The sequence below is a fragment of the Mangrovihabitans endophyticus genome (assembly GCF_014646155.1).
In the GTDB taxonomy this organism is placed as follows: Bacteria; Actinomycetota; Actinomycetes; order Mycobacteriales; family Micromonosporaceae; genus Actinoplanes; species Actinoplanes endophyticus.
This window is the reverse complement of record NZ_BMMX01000021.1, coordinates 32,416-54,204: the sequence shown is the minus strand read 5'-3', so window position 1 is coordinate 54,204 and position 21,789 is coordinate 32,416. Positions and strand designations below refer to the sequence as shown.

At 70.3% G+C, this 21,789-nt stretch carries 25 protein-coding genes; 20 read left to right on the top strand and 5 right to left on the bottom strand.

What is annotated here, in order from left to right:
* Positions 1-55: 55 nt before the first annotated feature.
* Both IEY73_RS21150 and IEY73_RS21145 read right to left on the bottom strand, forming a co-directional pair.
* Positions 56-418: a hypothetical protein gene (locus IEY73_RS21150; RefSeq protein WP_189081008.1), complete on the bottom strand. Its 363-nt coding sequence runs from the start codon at positions 416-418 to the stop codon at positions 56-58.
* 12 nt (positions 419-430) lie between these two features.
* Positions 431-724 (bottom strand): hypothetical protein, encoded by a 294-nt coding sequence (locus IEY73_RS21145; protein WP_189081007.1) that lies wholly within the window; start codon positions 722-724, stop codon positions 431-433.
* Between the two features lie 351 nt (positions 725-1,075).
* Here IEY73_RS21145 and folP point away from each other — a divergent pair, with 351 nt between their 5' ends.
* From folP to IEY73_RS21110, 7 genes are all read left to right on the top strand, one after another.
* Positions 1,076-1,885 (top strand): dihydropteroate synthase, encoded by an 810-nt coding sequence (folP, locus tag IEY73_RS21140; protein WP_189081046.1) that lies wholly within the window; start codon positions 1,076-1,078, stop codon positions 1,883-1,885.
* Positions 1,882-2,250: a dihydroneopterin aldolase gene (folB, locus tag IEY73_RS21135; protein ID WP_189081006.1), complete on the top strand. Its 369-nt coding sequence runs from the start codon at positions 1,882-1,884 to the stop codon at positions 2,248-2,250. Before folP ends, folB begins: the two co-directional genes overlap by 4 nt.
* Positions 2,247-2,774, top strand: coding sequence for a 2-amino-4-hydroxy-6-hydroxymethyldihydropteridine diphosphokinase (gene folK, locus IEY73_RS21130; RefSeq protein WP_189081005.1), 528 nt, complete (start codon positions 2,247-2,249; stop codon positions 2,772-2,774). The genes folB and folK overlap by 4 nt, the downstream gene beginning before the upstream one ends.
* The gene (locus tag IEY73_RS21125) at positions 2,771-3,295 is read left to right on the top strand and encodes a DUF3180 domain-containing protein (protein WP_189081004.1); all 525 of its coding nucleotides are present in this window, start codon (positions 2,771-2,773) and stop codon (positions 3,293-3,295) included. Before folK ends, IEY73_RS21125 begins: the two co-directional genes overlap by 4 nt.
* Before the next feature lie 53 nt (positions 3,296-3,348).
* Positions 3,349-4,614 (top strand): ABC transporter permease, encoded by a 1,266-nt coding sequence (locus tag IEY73_RS21120; protein WP_189081003.1) that lies wholly within the window; start codon positions 3,349-3,351, stop codon positions 4,612-4,614.
* A 19-nt stretch (positions 4,615-4,633) separates the two neighbouring features.
* Entirely contained in the window at positions 4,634-4,930 is a 297-nt protein-coding gene (locus tag IEY73_RS21115; RefSeq protein WP_189081045.1) for a hypothetical protein, read from the top strand.
* A 62-nt stretch (positions 4,931-4,992) separates the two neighbouring features.
* Positions 4,993-5,484, top strand: coding sequence for a hypothetical protein (locus IEY73_RS21110; protein ID WP_189081002.1), 492 nt, complete (start codon positions 4,993-4,995; stop codon positions 5,482-5,484).
* An 83-nt stretch (positions 5,485-5,567) separates the two neighbouring features.
* On the opposite strand, the gene IEY73_RS21105 is transcribed toward IEY73_RS21110, so the two are convergent.
* The gene (locus IEY73_RS21105) at positions 5,568-6,584 is read right to left on the bottom strand and encodes an ABC transporter ATP-binding protein (protein ID WP_189081001.1); all 1,017 of its coding nucleotides are present in this window, start codon (positions 6,582-6,584) and stop codon (positions 5,568-5,570) included.
* A 2-nt stretch (positions 6,585-6,586) separates the two neighbouring features.
* On the opposite strand from IEY73_RS21105, the gene IEY73_RS21100 reads away from it, so the two are divergent.
* The 4 genes from IEY73_RS21100 (at position 6,587) to IEY73_RS21085 (ending at position 10,608) form a co-directional block, all read left to right on the top strand.
* A complete protein-coding gene (locus IEY73_RS21100; RefSeq protein WP_189081000.1) occupies positions 6,587-7,309 on the top strand; it encodes an ABC transporter permease in 723 nt (240 codons plus the stop codon).
* Entirely contained in the window at positions 7,306-8,022 is a 717-nt protein-coding gene (locus IEY73_RS21095; protein WP_189080999.1) for an ABC transporter permease, read from the top strand. Before IEY73_RS21100 ends, IEY73_RS21095 begins: the two co-directional genes overlap by 4 nt.
* A gap of 183 nt (positions 8,023-8,205) precedes the next feature.
* Positions 8,206-9,204 carry a glycine betaine ABC transporter substrate-binding protein gene (locus IEY73_RS21090; RefSeq protein ID WP_229716016.1) on the top strand — a complete coding sequence of 333 codons (999 nt, stop codon included), beginning with the start codon at positions 8,206-8,208 and terminating at the stop codon, positions 9,202-9,204.
* A gap of 126 nt (positions 9,205-9,330) precedes the next feature.
* On the top strand, positions 9,331-10,608 hold the full coding sequence (locus tag IEY73_RS21085; RefSeq protein ID WP_189080998.1) for a hypothetical protein: 1,278 nt from the start codon (positions 9,331-9,333) through the stop codon (positions 10,606-10,608).
* A gap of 19 nt (positions 10,609-10,627) precedes the next feature.
* Here IEY73_RS21085 and IEY73_RS21080 read toward each other — a convergent pair whose 3' ends face one another.
* Together IEY73_RS21080 and IEY73_RS21075 are read right to left on the bottom strand one after the other, a co-directional pair.
* Positions 10,628-11,752: an NADH-quinone oxidoreductase subunit D gene (locus IEY73_RS21080; RefSeq protein WP_189081043.1), complete on the bottom strand. Its 1,125-nt coding sequence runs from the start codon at positions 11,750-11,752 to the stop codon at positions 10,628-10,630.
* A 14-nt stretch (positions 11,753-11,766) separates the two neighbouring features.
* Positions 11,767-12,756 carry an SAM-dependent methyltransferase gene (locus IEY73_RS21075; RefSeq protein ID WP_189080997.1) on the bottom strand — a complete coding sequence of 330 codons (990 nt, stop codon included), beginning with the start codon at positions 12,754-12,756 and terminating at the stop codon, positions 11,767-11,769.
* A gap of 114 nt (positions 12,757-12,870) precedes the next feature.
* Between IEY73_RS21075 and IEY73_RS21070 the strand changes: the two genes are divergently transcribed.
* From IEY73_RS21070 to IEY73_RS21030, 9 genes are all read left to right on the top strand, one after another.
* On the top strand, positions 12,871-13,791 hold the full coding sequence (locus tag IEY73_RS21070; protein ID WP_189080996.1) for a Rossmann-like and DUF2520 domain-containing protein: 921 nt from the start codon (positions 12,871-12,873) through the stop codon (positions 13,789-13,791).
* Positions 13,788-14,621, top strand: a complete 834-nt coding sequence (gene panC, locus IEY73_RS21065; RefSeq protein ID WP_189080995.1) for a pantoate--beta-alanine ligase — start codon at positions 13,788-13,790, stop codon at positions 14,619-14,621. The genes IEY73_RS21070 and panC overlap by 4 nt, the downstream gene beginning before the upstream one ends.
* Positions 14,621-15,064 (top strand): aspartate 1-decarboxylase, encoded by a 444-nt coding sequence (gene panD / locus IEY73_RS21060; protein ID WP_189080994.1) that lies wholly within the window; start codon positions 14,621-14,623, stop codon positions 15,062-15,064. Before panC ends, panD begins: the two co-directional genes overlap by 1 nt.
* A 135-nt stretch (positions 15,065-15,199) precedes the next feature.
* Complete coding sequence (locus tag IEY73_RS21055; RefSeq protein ID WP_189080993.1) at positions 15,200-16,114, top strand: septum formation family protein; 915 nt, start codon at positions 15,200-15,202, stop codon at positions 16,112-16,114.
* A 62-nt stretch (positions 16,115-16,176) separates the two neighbouring features.
* Entirely contained in the window at positions 16,177-17,823 is a 1,647-nt protein-coding gene (locus IEY73_RS21050) for an L-aspartate oxidase (protein ID WP_189081042.1), read from the top strand.
* Positions 17,824-17,840: 17 nt separating this feature from the next.
* Positions 17,841-18,689, top strand: coding sequence for a carboxylating nicotinate-nucleotide diphosphorylase (gene nadC, locus IEY73_RS21045; protein WP_189081041.1), 849 nt, complete (start codon positions 17,841-17,843; stop codon positions 18,687-18,689).
* A 44-nt stretch (positions 18,690-18,733) separates the two neighbouring features.
* Positions 18,734-19,492: a type III pantothenate kinase gene (locus IEY73_RS21040; protein ID WP_189080992.1), complete on the top strand. Its 759-nt coding sequence runs from the start codon at positions 18,734-18,736 to the stop codon at positions 19,490-19,492.
* Between the two features lie 101 nt (positions 19,493-19,593).
* Entirely contained in the window at positions 19,594-21,102 is a 1,509-nt protein-coding gene (lysS, locus tag IEY73_RS21035) for a lysine--tRNA ligase (protein WP_189080991.1), read from the top strand.
* Between the two features lie 130 nt (positions 21,103-21,232).
* Complete coding sequence (locus tag IEY73_RS21030; protein WP_189080990.1) at positions 21,233-21,586, top strand: histone-like nucleoid-structuring protein Lsr2; 354 nt, start codon at positions 21,233-21,235, stop codon at positions 21,584-21,586.
* Positions 21,587-21,789 lie beyond the last annotated feature (203 nt).

Genomic DNA, 21,789 nt, shown 5'->3' with positions numbered 1-21,789 from the left:
GAAATCGCTCATGCCGCGTCTCCGCTCGGGCATGCTGGGCGACTGGCCAGACCGGTCATATCAGCTCCTCCCGAACTCGAATGCGGGTGGCGACAAGCCTGGGATCGCGTCGCTCGACGGCGGGCTCGTGGGTCCGGCGCCAGTCGGTGAGCGCGGTGCGGATGACGACCCGGGCCGGGCGGTCCGGGTCGACATGCCGGAACACGTACGACGTCGTGACCATCGCCAGGGCGATCTCCCAGGCTGGGAAGGGGTCGAAGTCGAACGTGATCAGGTAGTGGATGAACATGAAGAGCGGCACCAGGACGACGAACATGCCGTACTGCGCGTACGGCAAGTGCATGGGCAGCGTGTACCCGGGCGGGCCCAGGTAGACCAGGCGTGCCCGGTAGATGTCGTCGTCGGTGCGCAGCCGCATCTCTTCGCGGCCTCAGCTGAAGATCAGGTCGATGAGGTAGTCACCAACGAAGAACAGCGTCGCGGCGCCCGCGATGAAGGCGAGGCCGACGATCGCGATCGCGGAGCTGGTCAGCACCTTGGAGATCTCGCCCCGGCTGGCCCGTCCGATGAAGATCACGCCGAGGACGGCGAGCAGGATGGGCGCGATGTTGCTCGCGAAGAAGGTGACGACGCCTTCGGTGTTGATGCCCTTCGGCTCCGGGGCGGCGAGCGTGCCCTGCTGGAGCGCGGTCGCGACCTGCGTGGCGAGCTCTGTGGCGATCATCGGTAAACCTCCCGGATGCCGGACCGGGGCCCAGCACACTGCAGTTGTGAAGCCTCGCTGACGGCAACGCCCATATGGTGCTACTTCCCACTCACCAGTGTCGAGTGAGTCCTTCGGGCGCTGAAGTCCTGACCAAGCTCATCTGCTTCCTTCGGTCCTTCAAATGATGCCTGCCCGAAGCGTACGGCCCGTCCTTCTTACCTACAAGCTGTCTGATTCGTTACCCAAGGTAAAGACGTGACTGAAGATGAGTCACGTGGAAGCGTACACACGTTCGAGGCGTCGGGAGCCGTTACCTTGCTACCTGTGGATGACGGCGACCGGCTCCTGCACAGCGCTCGCCCCGTCGTGATGGGCGTGCTCAACGTGACCCCGGATTCCTTCTCGGACGGCGGACGGTACACCGATGTGGAGGCCGCTGTCGCGTACGGGGCCGAGATGTGCCGGCAGGGTGCCGACATCATCGATGTGGGCGGCGAATCCACCCGTCCGGGTGCCGACCGGGTCGACGCGAAGACCGAACTCGCCCGGGTGCTGCCGGTGATCTCCGCGCTGGTGGCCGCCGGTGTGCCGCTGAGCGTGGACACCACCAGGGCGGAGGTCGCCGCGGCGGCGCTGGACGCCGGGGCGTTGGTGATCAATGACGTGTCCGGCGGCCTGGCCGATCCGGAGATGACCGGGGTCGCGGCCGCGGCCGACTGTCCGCTCGTCCTGATGCATTGGCGGGGACATTCGCGGCGAATGTATGAGCTCGCACAATATGACGACGTGGTGGAGGACGTCCGACGGGAACTCGGTCAGCGGATCGAGGAGGCGCTCGCCGCGGGCGTACGCGCCGACCGGCTGATCATAGATCCGGGTCTGGGCTTCGCGAAGAACGCCGCGCAGAACTGGGCCTTGAGCGCCCACCTGGACCGCCTGCTGGACCTGGGCTACCCGGTGCTCTACGCCGCCAGCCGCAAGTCCTACCTGGGCAGCCTCCTCGCCGGACCGGACGGCTCGCCGCGGCCACCGGACGGCCGGACCGCGGCCACGGTGGCCACCTCGGTGCTGGCCGCGGCCGCGGGAGTCTGGGGAGTGCGCGTGCACGACGTGCGGCAGACCGTGGACGCACTGGCCGTCTGGCGCGCCACCGGTCGGCCGGGGTTGGTGGCCCGGTGAGCGACCACATCGTGCTCAGCGGCCTGCGTGCGCACGGCCGGCACGGCGTGCACGACTTCGAGCGGGCGCGTGGTCAGGACTTCGTGATCGACGTGGATCTGGAACTGGATCTCGAAAAGGCCGGCGACACCGATGACGTGGCCGACACGGTGCACTACGGCGACCTGGCGGACCGCCTGGTCGCGGTGATCACCGGGCCGCCGGTGAACCTGATCGAGACGCTCGCCGGGCGGTTGCTGGACGTCTGCCTCGCCGATGCGCGGGTGGACGCGGCCACGGTCACCGTGCACAAGCCGCAGGCCCCGATCCCGCACCCGTTCGCCGATGTCGCGGTGGTCCGGCGCCGCTCCCGGAGCGCGTCGTGACCCGCGCGGTTCTCTCCCTGGGCAGCAACATGGGGGACCGGTACGCGCATCTGCGCGCTGCGGTCGGATGCCTGGCCGACACGGTGGTCCTGACCTCGGGCGTCTACGAGACGCCGCCCTGGGGCGATGCGGAGCAGCCCGCGTACCTCAACGCGGTGGTGATGGCCGTGGACCCCGGCGCCGACCCGCTCGTGTGGCTGCGGCGTGCGCAGGCGTGCGAGGCGGCCGCGGGACGGGTACGCGACCCGGCCCGCCGCTTCGGCCCGCGCACTCTCGACGTGGACGTCATCGCGGTATGGACCGACGACGACGTCCCGGTGCTGCGCGCCGATCCGGACCTCACGTTGCCACATCCGCGCGCGGCGCAACGCGCCTTCGTCCTCAAGCCCTGGCTCGATCTGCAGCCCTATGCGCAGTTCCCGGGACACGGCGCGGTCACCGATCTGCTGACCACGCCGGAGCTCACGGCCCAGGCGCAGGCGCTGCGCCCGCGGACGGATCTGACGCTAGAGTCGACGCCGTGAGCAGTAACCCCGGCGGGGACAAACCCGACCCCTCGCTGCGGCCGACGAGCATCTCGGTGCTGGTGGTCGCCGGGCTGGCCGCTGCGGCGATCGCCTGGCTGCTGCTCAGCTCCTTCTATTACACGTCCGACTGGCCGCGACAGCCGTGGGTGCCGATCGTGGTGATCGCGACGCTGGCCATCGGAGAGGGCTTCCTCGCGCAGAACACCGCGGCGCGGGTGCAGCGCAAACCCGGCGCGCCGCCGGTGGAGCCGCTGGCCGTCGCCCGTTACGTGGTGCTGGCCAAGGCATCGTCGCTGGCCGGCGCGCTCTACGCGGGCTATTCCGGTGGCGTGCTGGCCTGGCTGGCGCTGGAGCCCACCGAGGCGGCCGGCAACGACATCCCCGCCTCCGCCGGAGGGACCATCGCGGCGCTCGCCCTCGTGGGAGCCGCGCTGTGGCTGGAGCGGTCCTGCCGGATTCCGGACAAGCGCGATCGACAGGACGACGACGGACCGCAAAGACCATCTTCGCGCTCTTGAACTCGCCTGGCCCCGGGTCCGTATGCTGAGCGGGGGAGGAGGAGGTGCGGGACATGGCGTACGACGAGATGGCGTACCGTCGGCCGTCCGGCGAGACCGGTGAGGACCCGATGGCCTATCCCTACCGCACCGACGACTACACCACCGACTATCGGGGACGTCGGCGCGGTTACGAGGGTGACGATCTCGTGACGCCGGCCTACGTCGAGACCTCCGCGGAACCCCTGCAGCGCACGACGGAGGACGACGGCCGGGACCGGCTCGGCATCCACATCGGGTGGGAGATCGTTCTGCTGCTCGCCGTCGCCGCGATCGGCTACCTTCTCTATCGACTCGACCCGGCCAGCCTGCGCCGTCCGGCGCTGGACACGCTGTTGGTCTCCAGCACCGTTATCGGACTGCTCACCATGGGCGCCGGGCTCACCTTGCGCGCCGGCGTGCCGAACCTCGCCGTCGGGCCGATCGCCCTCGCCGCCGCACTGCACTACGCCGAGAACGGCGACCGGGGCCTTGTTGCCGCGGCCTGGCCCGCCCTCACGATCGCCGCGGTCGGGGGACTGATCGTCGCGCTCGTGGTGACCTCCCTGCACGTGCCCGGGTGGGCGGCCACGCTCGTCGCCGCGTTCGGCGTCATCGTGGTGATCCAGTTGCGCACCGCGCCGGTCGTGGTGCAGGGCGACTACGAGCCCGCCGACCAGGCCTATTTCCTCTTCCTCGGGTTCGCCGTGCTGGCTCTGGTCGGCGGCGGCCTCGGCGCGCTCCGGCCGGTGCGCCGGTGGCTGGGCCGGATGCGGCCGGCCGGCGACCCGGCCACCCGCCGCGGCCCGGGTGCCGTGCTGCCGGTCGTTTTGTCGCTCGTGCTGTCGTCGGTGTTCGCCGTCGCTGCCGGTTTCCTGATGGCCGCGCAGTCCACGGCTCCGATCGCACCGAGCACCGGCATGGAATGGACCGGGCTCGCGTTGGGCACCGCCATGCTCGCCGGGACCAGCGCGTACGGTCGGCGCGGCGGCATCTTCGGGACGCTGCTGGCGGTCGCCGGGGTGGCCATGTTCCTGGACTACGCCGATCGCCGCGAGTTCGACATCGCCCTTTACGCGATCGCCGCCTGCGTCTTCGCTGGCGGTCTGGTGATCACGCGACTGGTCGAGACGTACGGACGGCCGCTTCCGGTGGCCGGCACCGATGAGGTCTGGAACGCCGCCGCCTCGACCGGCACCACCCGGTGGTCGCCGGAGCTGCCGGAGAACTGGTCTCCGGGTGTTTCCACGTCGGCCCGCTCGGAGGGCTGGGACGACGGGCCGTGGGGAACCGGTCGGTGACCGTGCTGCGCCCATGCCTATGCTGGCGTTCATGACCTCTGCGAGCTTTGCCGAGTTGGACGCCCTGTCCACCGAGGAACTGCGGGAGCGGGCCTTCGCGGTGGCCCGGGAGAAGCGGGACGTGGGCTTCTTCTGGTCTGTCGCCAGGCATCTGCCCGACTCCGAGGCCGCATCCTCGCTGGACGGCGCGCCGAATTCGGTCGGCCCGACGGTGGACGAAGCGGTCGCCCTGTGGCGGGAGCTGAGCGGCAACGGGTACGGCACGGCGGAGCCGCTGCTCCGCGCCGCGTTCATCGATTACCTGCAGAAGCACTGATCCGCCCCGGCGCCGCCGGCCGGCACGTTTACCAGTAGATTCACGTGGGGCAATAGCCCGGCATGGCTCTCGGCAATCGCTATAAGACTGCGCCTGGTGCGGGCACGCTGGCCGCGCTGATACTCGTCCTGATCTTCGGCAGCCCGTGGTACTGGGACTGGGCTCAGGACAACACCGACCCAGACACCGCGGGCGGCTGGTGGCTGCGCCTGCTGGCCTGGCCGCACTGGCGGTTCGATTCGGGTGACTCGCTGCGCGAGATCTTCGTCGACGATCTGAAGGCGATCCTCTTGATCGCCCTCACGGCTCTCTTTCTCTATCTGCTCCCCGGATCGCAACTGGCCCGGGCCCGCGGCACCATCAGCCAGTTCTTCGCGGGATGGGCTTCCTACATCTTTGCCGGCGGCTTTGCCGCCCTGCTCACTACGCTGTTCCTGGCCAACCCGTCGCTGCTCGGCGCATTCCGGTCGGCCGGCTCGGGGGCGACGTACGGGCTCTTCGTCGGATGGATCATCGGCCTGGCCACGCTCGGCGGCCGGCGCGGAACGCGCTGACGCGCCACGAACGGGGGACTTCGTCTGCGTTCGGGCGCTGCGACCGCCGGGGTCGGGGCGCCCACCGACGGTCCGGCCGGATCTCATGACCCGGTCGGCACGGTGTCCCGCTTGGGCGCCTCGAACAGCGCCGAGCGGGACACCGTGCCGACCGGGATGCCCTTCTCGGTCACCGCCACGTTGAGCGCATCCGCGGTCAGCATCTCGGCCAGCGCGTCGTACAGCGACGCGGAGATGTCCACGGTCGGGAAGCGGTCCACGTCGGCGTCCTGGCCGATCGGCCGCATGGCGGTGCGGACGGGCGTCACGGTGAGCCGGCGAATTCCCCGGTCGGCACCGACGAAGTCGCGTACCGCATCGGTGGCCGGCCGGCTCAACAGCTCGGGCGGCGGTGCGTACTGCAGCAGGTGCCCGTTCTCGCCGAGCACGACGATCCGGTCGCCCAGCCGCACCGCCTCGTCGATGTCGTGGGTGACCAGCACGATGGTCTTGCGGACGGCGGCCTGCAGGCGGAGGAATTCCTCCTGGAGGCGACCGCGGACGATCGGATCCACTGCGGAGAACGGTTCGTCCATGAGCAGCACGACCGGATCCGCGGCGAGCGCCCGTGCCACGCCGACCCGCTGCCGCTGGCCGCCGGAGAGCTCGTGGGGGTATCGGGCGCCATACCGCGTGGGGTCGAGCCCGACCAGTTCCAGCAGTTCGTCGGATCGATCCCGGATTCGCTTCTTCTTCCACCCCAGCAGGTGTGGCACCGTCCCGACGTTGGTGCGGATCGTCTGATGCGGGAAGAGTCCCACATTCTGGATCACGTAGCCGATCTGCCGGCGCAGCTCGGTGGGGTCCTGCGCGGCGATGTCCGCGCCGTCGATCCGTATCGTGCCCTTGGACGGCTCGATCAGACGATTCAGCATGCGGAGCAGGGTCGACTTGCCCGATCCGGACGGGCCGATGAGAACGACCAGTTCACCGGCCGGTACTTCGAAGCTGATGTCGCCGACCGCGACCGTGCCGTCGGGATAGACCTTGCCGACGTTCTCGATCGAGATCGACGCCGCGTCCCGGCCAGCGCCGGAGTCGTTGATCGCGGTAGCGTCCACGTATGTCCTTCCTGTCGAGGGCCCCGGCACCTGCGTGGCCCCTGGCCGCCCCCGCCGACGACGGGCCGGGAAATCCGTGGTTCTCCTGGCGCTATGTGCACGACAACGCGGGTGAACTGATGGACAACCTGCAACAGCACGCGAGCCTCACCGGGCGCGCGGTGATCATCGCGTTGGTCGTCGCCCTCCCGCTGGCCGTCGTGGCGTATTGGATCAAGTCCTTGACCGGCCCGATTCTTGCATTGTCCGGCGTGCTCTACACGATTCCCTCGCTGGCGCTGCTGGCTCTGGTCGCGCCGGCGGTGGGCACCACCACGGATACGTCGGTGTTGATCGCGTTGGTCCTATATGCGCTGCTGGTGCTGGTCCGCAACTCGCTGGCGGGTCTGACCCAGGTGCCGGGCGAGGTGCTCGACGCGGCGGCAGGCATGGGTTACGGCCGGTTCGGCCGACTGTGGCGGATCGAGCTGCCACTTGCCCTGCCGGGCATCATCACCGGCCTGCGGCTGGCCACCGTCTCCACTGTCGCGCTGGTCACGGTCGGCGGGATCATCGGCCGGGGTGGCCTGGGCGACATGATCCTCGGCGGGTTCCGGAACAACTTCTACAAGGCCGAGATCATGACCGCGTCCCTGCTCACCGTGGCATTGGCTCTGGTCCTCGATCTCCTGTTGGCGGGCCTCGGCCGGCTCCTCACCCCGTGGACGCGAGGGCAGCGGGCATGAACTACCTGGAACAGGCGCTCGTCTGGCTGAACGACCCGCTGAACTGGACCAATTCCGGCGGCCTGCTGGACCGGCTCACCGAGCACATGGTGATCAGCGGGTGGGCGGTGCTGCTGGGCTGCCTGGTCGGCTGGCCGATCGGCATCTGGCTCGGACATCGCGGCCGGGGCGGGGGTGCGGTGATCACCGCGGCCAACCTGACGCTCGCCGTGCCCACGCTTGCCCTGCTGACCATCCTGCCGCTTACCCCGCTGGGCTTCGGCAAGCCTCCGGTGATCGCCGCGCTCGCGGTGTTCGCGGTGCCGCCGCTGCTCGCCAACGCCTATACCGGCCTGCGGCAGATCGATCCGGAGACGCGTGACGCCGCCGTGGGCATGGGCCTGTCCGGCGGCCAGCTCCTGCGCCGGGTCGAGTTGCCGCTGGCCGTGCCCTACCTCGCAGCCGGTCTGCGCACCGCGGCGGTGCAGGTGGTGGCCACCGCCGCGCTTGCCGCGTTCGTCAACGGCGGCGGCCTCGGCGAGATCATCAGCGCGGGCTTCGGCATCGGCATGAGCAACGGCGGCGGAGGCCAGATCGTCGCCGGTGGCATTGCGGTGGCGGTGCTGGCACTGATCGTCGAGGGACTACTGGCGATCATGCAGCGGGTGGTCACCCCGAAGCCGCTGCGCGCCGGCCGCAAACGGCGCTCCGGTGCCGCCGCACCGGCCGGATAGCGTCCCGGTCCCGCTGTTCCGGCGGCGGCGGGTACCGGCTGCATAACGCTCCACTCCACCGGTGGAAAGTTGTCACACCCCGGGGGTACACCTGGCAGGGAACGGAAACGGGCATCGAGCGTCGACTGCCCGTCGGACACGCGGCACGGTCACCGACCTGCCGGGACACAGAAGGCGGCGGTCATGCGTCGAAACCTGCTCCTGTTAGCCAGCTCCTTCACCGCGGCGGCGGTGATACTCGCGGGGTGTGGTGAGTCCGGGTCCTCCGGCACCGAAGCGCCCGCGACGTCCGCCGCGGGGGAGGGATGCGCCCCGGTCGCCGGTGACAGCCTCGTCGTGCTGACCGACGACAAGAACCTGCAGAACACCGACAACGTCGTGCCCGCGATCAACAAGGCGGCATCGTCGCCGCAGATGATCGCGGCGCTGGACAAGGTCTCCGCGGCGCTGGACACCCCCAAACTCATCGAGCTCAACAAGGCCGTCGACGTGGATCGCAAGTCGTCCAAGGCCGCCGCGCAGGAATTCGCCACGGCGAACGACCTGACCAGCGGCATCGAGAAGGGTCCGGGCGGCGACGTCACCGTCGGAGCCGCGAACTTCAGCGAGAACGCCACGCTGGGCGAGCTCTACGGGATCGCGCTCACCGCCGCCGGTTACCAGGTCAAGGTGCAGCAGATCGGCAACCGGGAGCTCTACGAGCCGGCGCTGGAGAAGGGCGACATCGACGTCGTCCCCGAGTACGCCGCGACGCTCGCCACCTTCCTGTCCGGCAAGGTGAACGGGGACGACGCCGAGGATCCGTCTTCGCCGGACCTGAACACCACCATGTCCAACCTGAAGCAGCTCGGCGAGAAGGTCGGCCTGGTCTTCGGCACGCCGTCCGCCGCCCAGGACCAGAACGCGTTCGCGGTCACCTCGGCGTTCGCCGACAAGTACGGCGTCAAGACGCTGTCCGACCTGGCCGCCAAGTGCTCCGGTGCGGCCACCGTGCTCGGTGGCCCGGCCGAGTGTCCGCAGCGTCCCAAATGCCAGCAGGGACTGGAATCGACCTATGACTTCAAGGCCGGCAAGTTCAGCTCGCTGGACGCCGGTGGTCCGCTGACCAAGACCGGCCTGAAGCAGGGCACGATCAGCGTCGGCCTGGTGTTCAGCTCGGACGCCGCACTGGCGGTCGGCTGAGCCTAGCTCCCGGCCCGGCCCCACCTCCCGGCCCGGCCCAAGCCTCGGGCAGCGCCGGACGTCTCAGCCGAGATGCCCGGCGCTGCCCGTTTCGTACCGGCGCCTATCTCGGTAACATCTGCGCCCATGCCGGAGACGGAACCTGACCAGGGACACAGCGCGCGCCTGCTCCGTGGCCTTCTCTGGGCCGGCGTGGGGCTGGCCCCGATCGGGGCCGTCGTGGTGCTCGTCGGCGGCAGCGAAAGCGCCATGCGGTTCGCGGTGTTGCTCGTCGCGGTGTGCGTGGTGCTCATCGGCGCGGCGATGCTCATCCGTCACGATCCGGTGCTGTTGAGCATCGATGTCGAGGACCGGGTGGCGGAACGCGTGGAGGAACTCCGCGACGAACTCCGGGAAGACCTCGCCGCCGAACTTCGGTCGTCCGGCGTCCAGGCGGCCGGTCCCGCCGGGCGGCCCGCGGTCGATGCGGCGGCCGGACGGGCCATCGTCGACCTCGGCGGCCAGGGCGGCGGCCGAGCGGTCGTCCGCCCACCCGTCGAGCAGGGACAGAGCACCGGCGGGCGGGCCACCGTCCGGTCGCTCGGAGCTGGCCCGCACGCCGCCGACCGTGGCGTGACCGGCTCGGCCTCCGTGCCGCCCGCTCCGCAGCAGCGTGGCATCGCCTCCGTCGGCGGGCCCGGCCGTGCCGCGGCGTCGGCAGCACCGCCGCCCGCGTCGGCGCCTCCGCCCCCGGCGGCCTCCCGTGCCTCCGCCGCGGTGCGCCCTGGGAATCTGACACCCGTGTTTTCCGACCATCGCGGCTCGTCGGCTGGGCAGGCCGCGGCGGATCGCTTCGACGACGGCTACGGCGACGCTCGGTACGCGGGCGTCGACGACTCCGCACCCGGCCGGTCCTACGGTTCGCGCTACGGGACCCCGGCGGGTGCGCAGGACGGTTACGAGCCGGTGGGTGCGCAGGACGGTTACGAGCCGGTGGGTGCGCAGGACGGCTACGAGCCGGCGGGTGCGCAGGACGGCTACGAGCCGGCGAATTCCCAGGACGGCTACGAGCCGTCGGAGTCGTGGTACGCGGAGCCGGAGGAGGCCGCGGAGCGGGACTATCCGGGGGCGGCGCACCTGGGCGCGGCGGAGCGGCTTCCCGCCTACGCCGGTACCTCCGCGCACCCTCGGGGCCGGCGTTCGGCAGCCGAGGACTTCGGATACGGCGAAGCCCGGTACGGCGGCGATGCCGGGTACGGCGGCGATGCCCGGTACGGCGGCGAGTCCTCGTACGGTGGCGAGTCGCGGCACGGAGCTGCGGAGTACACCGGTCGTCGTCACCGCCGGGCCGCCGATGAGGAGCCCGATTCGTACGGCGGTTACGGGGATTACTGGACCGCCGACGCCCACCGTCGCCCGTACTGAGCCCTCAGCGCGGGCCCGGCTACTTGTCGATGTCGCCCACCACGAAGAACATCGATCCCAGGATCGCGATCAGATCCGGCACCAGGCAGCCGGGAATCAACGTCGACAGCGCCTGCACGTTCGCGTACGACGCGGTCCGCAGCTTGAGTCGCCACGGGGTCTTCTCACCCCGGGACACCAGGTAGTAACCGTTGATACCCAGTGGGCTCTCGGTCCACGCGTAGGTGTGGCCCTCGGGGGCCTTGACCACCTTCGGCAGCCGGACGTTCACCGGGCCGGATGTCCGGTCCACCCGGTCCAGGCACTGCTCGGCCAGGTCCAGCGAGACGTACACCTGGTCCAGCAGGATCTCGAAGCGGGCATGGCAGTCGCCCGCGGTCCGCGTCACCACCGGGACGGTCAACTGGTCGTACGCCAGATAGGGCTCGTCGCGACGCAGGTCCATGTCGAGTCCGCTGGCGCGGGCCACCGGCCCGGATGCGCCGAACGCGGCGGCCTGCTCGGCGGTCAGCACGCCGACGCCGACCGTACGGGCCAGGAAGATGTCGTTGCGGCGGATCAGGTTGTCCAGGTCCGGGAGGCGTTTGCGCACCGTGGCGATCGCCTCGCGCGCGCGCCGCGTCCAGCCGGCCGGTACCTCCTCCTTGAGACCGCCGACCCGGTTGAACATGTAGTGGATCCGGCCGCCGGAGACCTCCTCCATGACCGCCTGCAACGTCTCGCGCTCCCGGAACGCGTAGAACATCGGCGTGATCGCACCGATTTCCAGCGGGTACGACCCGAGGAACATCAGGTGGTTGAGCACCCGGTTCAGCTCGGCCAGCGCCATCCGCAGCCACACTGCCCGGTCCGGCACATCGATGCCCATGAGCCGTTCCACGGCCAGGGCGACGCCGAGCTCGTTGGCGAATGCGGAGAGCCAGTCGTGCCGGTTGGCCAGGACGATGATCTGGCGGTAGTCGCGGACCTCGAAGAGTTTCTCGGCACCCCGGTGCATGTAGCCGACGATCGGCTCGCAGGACACCACGCGTTCGCCGTCCAAGGTGAGCTTGAGGCGCAGCACGCCGTGGGTCGACGGATGCTGGGGTCCGATGTTCAGCACCATGTCGGCCGTCTCAAGCCCGGCACCGGTGCCGACGGTCATCTCCCGCAGATCACTCACCCCACCATGCTCGCACGGGGGTCGATGCCGATCGTGTGCAGCAGCCACCAGTGCCCGCCGAGCCCGGCCGGATCGGTCAGGCTCGCTGCCTCGCCCGCCTGGGCGAGCGCCCGCAGATAGGCGCGCGGGTCGGTGCCGGCCAGCTCCAGCGATGGCCGGTCGCCGCGCACGCCCAACGCGGTCAGCGCCGCGCGCTGACGGATCAGACGGTACGGGGTCCCGGCCGCCATCGCGGCGGAGTCCATTGCCACGTGCGTGGTGATGTCCGTGGTGCCGTCCGGGACCGGCTCCACCTGCCTGCCGTGGCGGAACCCGGCCAGCGTCCCGTACGCCGGACGCGCGTCACGCACGTGCCCATAGTCGACGGTCAGAGCGCAGCCACGGCGTACCGCGGCGACCGCGTCCGCCCACGCGGTGTCCCGTGGCCAGCCGATCTCGATGCGCGTGCCCGCGCCCGGCGGCCACCATCGGGCGATCCAGAGGCGGTCCGCCGCGGTCACCGCAGCGCCGAGGCTCTCGGTGCCGGTGGCCGGGTCGACCAGCACCTGGCGAAGGTGCCCGCGCTCGTCGGTTTCGGCGATGTCCACCGGCACGTTGTCCAACCATTCGGTGGCCACCAGGAGGCCGACCACCTCGCCGGGCACGGCCCGGGTCCATGCGATCTCCGGGCTCAGCCCGGCGGGGCGCGGGGCCCGTTCGACAGCGGTCAGCCGTGCCCGGTCGGCCAGGTCGGTGGGCAGCCGGGCGCCCACGGCGGTGAGCAGTTCGCCGCGCCCGGCGCCCACGTCCACGAGGTCGAAGACCGGCGGCCGGCCCAGCTCCCGATCCACGCGCGTGATCAGGCGAATCAGCGCGTCGACGAACGCCGGCGAACCGTGCGCGCTGGTGCGGAAGTGGGTGGCGGGGCCACCGTCGTCGCGGACGTAGAAGCCGTCGGGACCGTAGAGTGCCGCCTCGGCCGCCACGCGCCACCCCCGCATGCCCATGGGACGAGCCTATGCGCGGCCGGTGGATCTCTTCACACATGGTTGTCACGCCGCGGTAACCGGCGCGCATACTTGCCCACGACCGGTACCCCGTCGAGGACTGGATCTTTCATCATGAATGCTTTGCCGCATGCGTCCGGCCGGGCGGCTTCGCTCGTGACCGGTGTGGTCGGCGCCGGCCGCGTCGGTGCCGTGCTCGGCGCCGCGCTGTCCGCTGCCGGGCATCGGGTGGTGGCCGTCGCCGCGGTGTCCGCGGCATCCCGCGACCGCGCCGCGCGCCTGATCCCGGATGCCGTCGTCCGTCCCGCGGACGAGGTCGCCCGCGCCGCGGACGATTTGCTCGTCGTCGCCGTGCCCGACGATGCCCTTCCTGGTGTGATCGCGGGCCTCGCCACCACCGGGGCGCTCCGCGCCGGCCAGCGCGTCGTGCACACCTCCGGTGCGCATGGCCTGCACGTGTTCGCCGGCCTGGACGACGGCATCCACGGGCTGGCGTTGCATCCGGCCATGACGTTCGCCGGCGTACCGGAGGATCTGCGCCGCCTGCCCGGCATCGCGTGGGGCGTGACCGCCGACGATCGGGCGTTCGCCACGCGGATCGTCGCGGATCTCGGTGGTGTCGTCGAATGGGTCGCGCCGGAGCACCGCCCGCTGTACCACGCTGCCCTCGCGCACGGGGCGAACCACCTGGTCACGCTGGTGAACGAGGCCGCCGACACGCTGCGCTCGGCGGGCGTCGCGGACGCCTCCCGGGTGCTGACCCCGTTGTTGCAGGCGGCCCTGGACAACGCCTTGCGGTGCGGCGACGGCGCGCTGACCGGCCCGGTGTCGCGCGGTGACGCGGGCACCGTGCGGCACCATCTGCGCCGGTTGCCCCCGGAGGTGGTGCCGGCCTATCTGGCGCTGGCCCGCCGGACCGCCGACCGGGCCGTCGCCGCCGGCCGGTTGCGTCCGGCCGACGCCGCGCCGCTGCTGGACGTGCTGGCGGACGCCGCGGCTGAGAACCTTGCGGGCGGTCGGCGGGTGGCGTCGTGACGGTGCTGGCGCGCACCATCGCGGACCTGCGGCAGGCCCGTGACGGGTGGGACGGCGCGGTCGCCGCGGTGCTCACCATGGGGGCGCTGCATGACGGCCATCGGGAGCTGATGCGCGCCGCTCGTGCGCACGCGGACCGGCTCGTCGTGACGATCTTCGTCAACCCGCTGCAGTTCGGGCCGGGCGAGGATTTCGAGCGCTATCCCCGTACGCTCGACGCCGACCTTGCGGTCTGCCGCGCGGAGGGCGCCGATCTGGTGTTCGCACCGGAGCGCGCGGAGATGTATCCCGACGGCCTGCCCGCCGTTCGCGTCGACGCCGGCCCGCTCGGCGAGGTCTACGAGGGTGCCAGCCGCCCCGGCCACTTCACCGGCGTGCTCACCGTCGTCAGCAAGCTCTTCCTGCTCACCCGTGCGCACCTGACGTTCTTCGGGGAGAAGGACTATCAGCAGCTCGCGCTGGTCCGCCGGATGGTCCGGGACCTGAACATCCCGATCGACGTCCGGGGCGTGCCGACCGTACGGGAATCCGATGGCCTGGCCCGGTCCAGCCGCAACCGCTATCTGTCGGCCGAGCAGCGTGCCGCGGCGCTGGTGCTGTCCCGCGCCTTGCACGAGGCTGCGGCACAGTCCGATACGCAGAGCGCGCTGGCGACCGCCCGGAAGGTCCTGGCGTCCGGCGCCGGGGTCGAGGTGGACTACCTCGCGGTGACCGATCCGCTGCTCGGCCCGGCCCCGGCGGACGGTCCGGCGCGCATGCTGGTCGCCGCGAGGGTGGGCGGCACTCGCTTGATCGACAATGTTCCGTTGCAGCTCGGAGGCGTGTCCTGATGCTTCGCACCATGCTCAAGTCCAAGATTCACCGGGCCAGCGTGACCCAGGCGGACCTGCACTACGTCGGTTCGGTGACCATCGACGAGGATCTGCTGGATGCGGCCGACCTGTGGCCGGGTGAACAGGTCGCGATCGTGGACGTGACAAACGGGGCGCGCCTGGAGACCTATGTGATCCCCGGGGCGCGCGGGACGGGTGTGATCGGGATCAACGGTGCCGCCGCGCATCTGGTGCACCCCGGCGACCTGGTGATTCTCATTGCCTACGGGCAGATGGACGACGCCGAGGCCGGCGCCTTCCGGCCGCGGATCGTGCATGTCGACGCGGCTAACAAGATCATCGAGCTGGGCGCGGACCCGGCGGCGGCGGTACCCGGCATGGCCGGGCCGGCGATCCGGGGCGACGTGCTCGGCGGGGATCTGTCCGCGGCGGTGGGCTGAGCGACCGGTGGGAGCTCGGGCGTCGCGGTGGCGCGTCGGGCGGTCGGCCGCGTACGCCGAAATCGTCGGCCTGTTCCGGCATTTGCCATATGATCGGCAAACCGGACACAGGTCGGCGCTGGGAGGCATGCGCACATGCGACACCCGCTGGTGGTCCGTCTCGGGATCGCGGCGGCCGGTGTCCTGCTCCTCGCCTCCGGGTGCGGCGCGCCGGCCGGGGTCGACGGCGATCTGACCGACGACTGGGCGGCGATCGCCGAGCCGACCGGATTCACCCCCGAGGCCGCGACCTGCCACCTCGCCACCTTCGCAACGGTCGGCCCGCGATCGGCGTACGAGGAGGTGGATTGCCGCCTCAGGCACCGCACCGAGACGGTCTACGTCGGCGTCTACCCGAGCCCGGCGGCCGATGCGGACACGCCGCCGTCGGACGGTTCGGCGGCCTCCCGGCAGGCGTACCGGACCTGTGACGCCAAGACCACCGAATACGTGGGTGCGCCGTGGCACCTGGGGCGGTTGTGGATCGGCGTCACCCACCCGTCGCCGGCCGCCTGGACCGGCGGCGCCCGGTGGTTTCGCTGCGAGGTGATGGAACTCAGCTCGGTGGAGGACGACGGCGGCCTGGTGCAGCGCATCGGCTCGCTGCACGACCGGCTGGCGGGCGCCCGCTCGGCGCTGCGGCTCTCCTGCTACGCGATCGAGCTGACCGATTCGAAGGGGATCGCCGGGATGCCAGCCGCGTCGTGCAGCGCCAAACACAACGCCGAGTTCGCCGGCGTCGCGGATGCGCGCGACAAGCCGTACCCGACCGACGATGACCAGTGGGCCGCGCTGCACGATCTCTGCCGTACGGTGATCGCGACGTTTGTCGACGTCCCGGACGACGCCGACCTGCAGTACCGCACCGGGGTGATTTCGCTGCCCGGCGGTGAGGATGTGTGGGCGCTGGGCGATCACACGCTCCGTTGTTATCTCTGGACGGATTCCACCGATCTCACCGTGTCGTTGAAGGGCAAGGGGACCAAGGCGCTGCCGATCCTCTACCGGTAACGGCCGCCACTGCCCGCTACCCCTGAACGACGAGCATCGCCATGGCGAGGTTGACTATGCGCATGTCGCATGTCGCGGATCTCCCGGTGCTGCCGCGCCGGCTCGCCGCCGCCGATCCCGGCTGGGCGGAGACCACCGACGTCGTGGTGATCGGCTCGGGTGTCGCCGGGCTGACCGCCGCGCTGCATCTGCGCGAGCAGGGGCTCCGCGTCACGGTGGTGACGAAGGTCAACATCGATGACGGATCGACGCGCTGGGCGCAGGGCGGCATCGCCGCGGTGCTCGACCCGCTGGACACCCCGGCGGCGCACGCCAACGACACCGAGATCGCCGGGGTCGGGCTGTGCGACCCGGCGGCGGTTCGGGTGCTGGTGGAAGAGGGTCCGGTGCGGGTGCGCGAGCTGATGCGGCTGGGCGCCGCGTTCGACCGCAACGCCGACGGCTCGCTCATGCTGACGCGCGAGGGCGGTCACCGCGCCGACCGGATCGTGCATGCCGGCGGCGACGCCACCGGTGCCGAGGTGCAACGGGCATTGCACGAAGCCGTGCGCCGCGACCCGTGGATCAAGCTGGTGGAACACGCCCTGGTGCTGGATTTGCTGCGCGCCGCCGACCGGCGGGTCTGCGGCATCACCTTGCACGTGCTCGGCGAGGGGGCGGAGGACGGTGTCGGTGCGATCCTGGCCCGCGCGGTGGTGCTGGCCACCGGCGGCATGGGACAGGTGTACGCCTCGACCACCAATCCGCTGGTCTCCACCGGGGACGGCGTGGCGCTTGCGCTACGCGCCGGCGTCGCCGTCACGGACATCGAGTTCGTCCAGTTCCACCCCACCTCGTTCGTCACCGCGGGCGTCACCTCCGCGCAGCGGCCGTTGATCTCCGAGGCCCTGCGCGGCGAGGGTGCGCACCTGATCGACGAGGACGGCGAACGGTTCATGGTCGGCCGCCACGAACTGGCCGAGCTGGCGCCGCGTGATGTGGTCGCCAAGGGCATCCATCGGGTGCTCCGGCAGACCGGCGCCGACCATGTCTATCTCGACGCGCGGCACCTCGGCCGGGACTTTCTGGAACGGCGGTTCCCCACCATCCTCGCCTCGACCCGGGCGGCCGGCATCGACCCGGTCACCGAGCTCATCCCGGTGGCCCCGGCGGCGCATTACGCGTCCGGCGGCGTTCGCACCGACCTGTACGGGCGGACCTCCGTCCCCGGGCTGTACGCCTGCGGCGAGGTCGCCTGCACCGGCGTGCACGGCGCGAACCGGCTGGCCAGCAACTCCCTGCTGGAGGGCTTGGTGTTCTCCCGGCGCATCGCGGACGACGTGGCCCGCGGACTGCCCGCCCAAGCCGACCCGGCGCCGCGACCGCAGGGGCCGGCGTGGGTGGTCTCCGAGTCGATCCGCGCGGATCTGCAGAAATCCATGACTCGGGGCGCCGGTGTGCTCCGCTCGGCCGACGGCCTGGCTACCACCGCGAAGGAGCTGTCGGATCTGGGCGATGAGCGGTCCGCGCCCCGCAAGGCCGCATGGGAGGCGACGAACCTGCTCACCGTGGCCACCGCCCTCGTCGCGTCGGCGGCGACCCGACGCGAGACGCGCGGTTGCCACTGGCGGGAGGACTTTCCGAACGCCGCGGACGAGTGGCGTGGGCACCTGCTGAACATGATCGGCGAGACGGGCGGGGTGGACCAGAGGTTCGAGGAGATGGCATGACGGGAGGGAAACCGGACATGACGCTGGACATGGCGGCGGTCGACCGGGCGGTCTATGCCGCTCTCGCGGAGGATCTGGGGGACCCGCCGCGCGACGTGACGAGTGAGGCCACCATCGAGGCCGGGCAGATCGACACCGCCGAGCTGGTGGCGCGGTCCGCCGGCGTTGTGGCGGGCCTGCCGGTGGCCGCGCGGGTGTTCGCCGCCACCTCGGCCGGTACGACGGAGTTCCGCGAGATCGCGGCCGAAGGGGACCGGGTGGCGCGCGGCGACGTGCTGGCGGTGGTTACCGGCCGTACCCGGACCCTGCTGACCGCGGAACGTACGGCCTTGAACCTTCTGTGCCGAATGTCCGGCGTGGCCACCCACACCCGGAGGTGGGCCGACGCCCTGGCCGGGTCGAAGGCCCGTGTGCTCGACACCCGCAAGACCACGCCCGGACTCCGCGCCCTGGAGAAGTACGCGGTGCGTGTCGGCGGTGGCACGAACAAACGGATGGGCCTCTACGACGTGGCCATGATCAAGGACAACCACAAGCTGGCGGCGGGCGGCATCGCCGCGGCGTACCACCGCGTCCGCGCCGAGTTCCCCGAGGTCGCGGTGCAGGTGGAGGTGACCACGGTGGTCGAGGCGCGAGAGGCCGTCGAGGCCGGGGCCGGCTTTCTGCTCTGCGACAACATGCGCCCGGAGGACCTGCGCGAAGTGGTCCGGGCGGTCGGCGACCGGGTCGAGCTGGAGGCCACCGGCGGTCTCACGCTGGACACCGCGGCCGATTACGCGGCCACCGGCGTCGACTACCTGTCCGTGGGCGGGCTGACCCATTCCTCGCCGATTCTCGACGTGGCGATGGATCTGCGACCGCGCTGAGAGCACGTACGGGCAGGTGGCCGGCGTCCGGATAGTCTGCCCTCGTGCTCTTGTGCATTGACATCGGAAACACCAACACCGTGCTGGCGACCTTCGACGGCGACAAGCTGGTGCACAACTGGCGGATCAAGACCGACGCCCGGTCCACGGCGGATGAGCTGGGCCTGATGTTCCGCGGCCTGCTGGCCGCCGACGCCGTGGAGATCACCGGGGTGGCCGCCTGCTCGACCGTCCCGGCCGCGTTGCGCTCGCTGCGGACCATGCTGGCCCGCTACTACGGCGATCTGCCCAACGTGGTGGTCGAGCCGGGTGTGCGCACCGGTGTCCAGTTGGCCATCGACAACCCCAAGGAGGTGGGCGCGGACCGGGTGGTCAACACCCTGGCGGCGCACGCGCTCTACGGCGGACCGTCGATCGTGGTGGACTTCGGAACGACCACCAACTTCGACGTGATCAGTGCCAAGGGCGAATTCCTCGGTGGCGCGTTCGCGCCGGGGATCGAGATCTCCTTCGACGCGCTCGCCTCCCGTGCCGCGCAATTGCGCAAGGTCGAGCCGGCTCAGCCGCGCTCGGTGATCGGCAAGAACACCGTGGAGTGCCTGCAGGCAGGCATGTACTTCGGCTTCGCTGGGCAGGTCGACCGGATCGTCGAGCAGATGACCGCGGAACTGGGCGGAGTCAAGGCGGTGATCGCCACCGGCGGGCTCGCCTGGCTGGTCAAGGACGAATGCCGGACGATCACCGCGCACGAACCGATGATCACGTTGATCGGGCTCCGGATGGTATATGAGCGGAACGTCTGAGGAGGCCTGAGTACGATTTTTGCCGACTGCCGCGCCCCATCGATTCGATGCGCGCGGTCCACCGCATCCCACAACCACCGCATCCGACAGAGAGCCGTGCCGTGACCGAGCAGAACCTGCCAGCCCCCGAAATCGCCGAGGATCTCCCCGAGCAGATGCGCGTCCGCCGGGCCAAGCGGGACCGGCTGCTGGCGGAAGGCGCCGAACCATACCCGGTGGGATTTCCGCGCACCGCGACCCTGGCCGAGATCCGAACGAAGTACGCCGAACTGCCGACCGACACCGCATCGGGTGACCGGGTCGGGGTGACCGGCCGGGTGATTTTCATCCGGAATAGCGGAAAGCTCTGTTTCGCTACTTTGCGTGACGGTGATGGGGCCGAACTTCAGGCCATGCTGTCCCGGGACAAGGTCGGCGCGGAGCGTTTGGAGTCCTGGAAGCGCCTCGTCGATCTGGGCGACCTGGTGGGTGTCGTCGGCGAAGTGATCACCAGCCGCCGGGGTGAGCTTTCCGTGCTGGCCGACGAATGGTCGATGACCGCCAAGGCGTTGCGCCCGTTGCCGGTGGCGCACAAGCCGTTGAGCGAGGAAACCCGGGTGCGGCAGCGGTACGTCGACCTGATCGTGCGCCCGCAGGCGCGGGAAGTCGTGCGCACCCGCGCGACGGTGGTGCGCAGCCTGCGCGAATCGCTGTTCCGCCGGAATTTCCTGGAAGTCGAGACGCCAATGCTGCAGTTGCTGCACGGCGGCGCCTCGGCCCGGCCTTTTGTCACACACAGCAATGCGTTGGACATCGATCTGTATCTGCGCATCGCGCCGGAGCTTTTCCTCAAGCGTGCGATGGTCGGCGGCATCGAGCGAGTGTTCGAGATCAATCGCAACTTCCGCAACGAGGGGATGGACTCCACGCACTCGCCGGAGTTCGCGATGCTTGAGGCGTACCAGGCGTACGCGGACTACCGGGTGCTGCAGAACGAGGTTCGGCAGTGGATCCAGGAGGCCGCCGAGGCGGTGTCCGGCTCGCATGTGGTGACCCACCAGGACGGCACCGAGGTGGACCTGGGCGGCCAGTGGCGCACGGTCACCCTCTTCGGCGCGCTCTCCGAAGCTCTCGGGGAAGAAGTCACCGTGCGGACGGATATGTCGCGTCTGTTGCAGTACGCCGAAAAGCATGACCTTTCGGTGGATCCGAAGTGGAGTCCCGGGAAGCTCGCCGAGGAGCTTTTCGAGCATCTGGTGGTTCCCGGCCTGCAGGAGCCCACGTTCGTCTGTGACTATCCGGAGGCGACCACGCCGCTGACTCGCCCGCATCGTGAGATTTCCGGCCTGACTGAGAAGTGGGATCTCTACGTCCGCGGTTTTGAGCTCGCCACCGCCTATTCCGAGCTGGTCGACCCGGTGGTGCAGCGGGAACGGCTGGTCGCGCAGTCCCTGCTGGCGGCCGGTGGGGACGCCGAGGCCATGGTGCTGGACGAGGATTTCTTGCGCGCCATGGAGTACGGAATGCCACCGGCCGGCGGCATGGGAATGGGAATCGACCGGCTGTTGATGGCGCTCACCGGGCTGGGGATTCGAGAAACGATCCTGTTCCCGTTGGTGCGGCCGGAGTAGCGCTCCGTACACAAATATGGCTGTTCGAAGACAATCGCAAGTCTGCCATTGACGTACAGCGCAGCCGGAGCGTTATTGTTCTCTCGGATTGTTGCGCATCGCGACCATGTGTTCGGAAGGATAGCGGCGAGTGGCCAAGCAGATCATTCACAAGCTGGTCGATGACCTCGACGGGGGTGACGCCGACGAGACGGTGAAGTTCGCCCTCGACGGCGTGCAGTACGAGATCGATCTTTCGGAAAAGAACGCCGCCAAATTGCGGGACGTCTTCGCGCCGTACTTGGGAGCCGGTTCGAAGGTGCCGCGGGGCGGCGTGGTGGTGGGCGGTCGCGCGGCCCGGGGGCGGGGTGGCGCGACGGCCGACCGCGAGCAGAACAAGGCCATCCGGGAGTGGGCCAAGAAGTCCGGCAAGGAGATCTCCGATCGGGGTCGGATCCCGCAGGAGATTGTCGACGAGTTCCACGCGAAGGGGCCGGGCCGCTGAGGCGTTGCCGGCTCCTGCCGTCAGGCCCGTGGCACGCTGCCACGGGCCTGACGGCTTTTCCGCCCGGTTCCGTCCCGTGCCCGGCCGCGTGGGCATAACGTCATCCACAGGTGTGGACGGGGTTGTCCACAGGATGTGGACAACGTCGCCGCTCACGGATTTCGCTGTCCGCGTACACGTACCGGTGGGGGAACAGCCGCTGA